Below are 2,374 nucleotides of genomic sequence, written 5' to 3'. Positions count from 1 at the left end.
TAGCAATTGCTGGCAATAGCAGCAACTCTGTAAATTACAGCTTCCGAGTAACTGATATCTCTACCAACCCTATTAACAATGTGGGACTGGGAACTATACAGACCGGCCAATTGAATGCTAGTCAGGTGGTTGACTATGAATTTACAGCGAATGCTGGCACACTAATTATATTTGATGGCGCTACACCAGACTATAACAATTGGCAAATTCGGGCAAGACTCCTCAACCCAGATGGTACTTATGTTTTTAGCGACCATGATGCGAGATTTGACACTGCTCCAATTGTTTTGGAACAAAGTGGTAATTACAAACTGCAAACATTCGGCTACTATGGCAGCACTACTGGTGACTATAAATTTAACTTACTAGAACTGCCCAGAAGTTTAAGGTCTGCCAACCTCAACTATCTGGAAATTGGTAGCGTTGTTTCTGGTAATTTAAATGCCCTGCAAGACAAAGTTTATACCTTTGATGGCGTACAGGGACAGAAAGTATTGTTTAACGCTATGACTGGCTCTAATGTACGAGCTTCTTTGTATGATTCAAATGGTAAGACTATATTCACGTCTAATAACTTCCAATGGTCGGGTGATAGCGCACCATTGACTTTGACTCAAAATGGTCTTTACTATTTGGTAATTGCTAATGACGCCGCAGCCAGTTACAATTATTCTTTTCAACTTTTGGATCTGGATACAGCACAGTCCATTAATTACAGTTTGCCAAAAGTTGGCTCTTTAGATAACGCCCAGCAAAGTCAGGTCTTTAAGCTCTCTGCACAAGCTGGAGAACGCCTCTACTTTGATAGTATTTCTTCTAGTACCCCAGGCGGCGACCCCTGGAATTACCGATGGAAATTGTTTGGTTCTGGCAACAACCAACTTTTTGACAGCGAACAGCGCTATGACTCAGAAATTCTGATCCCAGAAACTGGGGATTACTATCTCTACCTTCAAGGTGGTTACGCTACTGGGAAAATTGATTATAATTTTAGAGTTATTCGCCACAAAGAATTAACAGCACGAGATGTACTTACACCAGGCACGGGGGCAACGAACAATAAGAACGGTGATTTCCTTGGACTTGTGAATGTTCAGTTGGGTGTACAAGATACTAAAGGTGCTAGTGCAGTTCAAGATTTTAATATTAAGCTTTGGCCAGACCCAGATAACAGTAATCCAGTCATTATTAGCGCTCCCGAAACTCGATTTGGACTGGCTGATAAAGTTTATCAGTACAAACTCAAGAGTGTTGATCCAGATGGCGATGCCCTTGTTTATCGCCTGCTTGATGCACCATTAGGAGCACTAATTGATAATGAGACGGGCGAATTGATTTGGTTCCCGGAAGTTTCTGTAACACCTGGTAGCCAAGTTAACTTTCAAGTTGAAGTCTCAGACCGTCGGGGTGGTAAAGGTATCCAGTCCTTTGCAGTTGATGTCTACGGCAATTTGGGTAAAATCCAAGGTGCAGTCTTTGATGACCTTAACAGCAATGGTTTCCTAGACTCGAAACTAATCAAGGGCGATAATCCAGCGATTGTCTTTGCAATTGACGTTTCTGGCAGTACTGCCGCTCCATTCTACGGTGATGAGAATAACCCAAATATTAAGACTGTTTTAGATGCCCAAGTTGCTGCTGCTCTAGCAATGATAGATGCAGTTGTTGCCCAAGGTGGAGGCGATCACATTAAATTTGGTATCATTCCCCATAAATTTAATGCGGTAATCCAGGATATGGACCCGGTAACTTCAGGAATACAGATTTACACTACTGCTAATGCAGACATGGATGGCAATGGAGTTGCAGACATTCGCCAGATTCTAGCAAGTTACCGTCCTGATGGTAGCAATAACTTTACTACCGCCTTACAAACAATTGATAGCTTATTTGATGTCTTACCTGGCGACCCTAACCTCATTTTCATGTCAGATGGTTACGGGCCTCTGAACCCAACTACTGCTGCTGAAGTAGTTTCAGATATTAAGGCTAAAGGTGGTAATGTCACAGCATTTGGTGTGGGCTTATACTCAACTCTTGACACAATTAGAAAAATTGACCCAGATGCTGAACGAATTACTGATTTTGATAAATTAATTGACATTTTCTCTGGGTTTGATGACCGCTACGCTATCGAACCATTTAAGGAAAATGTTACTGTTTACCTTGACCTGAATAATAATGGGGTTCTAGATGAGGACGAACCCAATCAGCTGACGAAAAAAGATACTTCTTCCTCAACTTTAGGTACGAGCAGATACTATTACACTTTTGACAACCTCTTACCTGGTACTTACACAGTACGGACAGTAATACCGAGTGGTTATACGCTAACTACTCCCACCTCAGGTGCTTTTGTTGATACTGTTACTAT

The 2,374-nt window shown here is 41.7% G+C and carries 1 pseudogene; it reads left to right on the top strand.

The window, feature by feature from the left end:
• Positions 1–2,374: pseudogene (locus tag LC574_RS36055) on the top strand (hypothetical protein); the annotation flags it as partial.

Origin of the sequence: Nostoc sp. CHAB 5715, assembly GCF_020829685.1 — a bacterium.
Classification (GTDB): domain Bacteria; phylum Cyanobacteriota; class Cyanobacteriia; order Cyanobacteriales; family Nostocaceae; genus Nostoc.
This window is presented reverse-complemented; position numbering and strand designations above follow the sequence as displayed.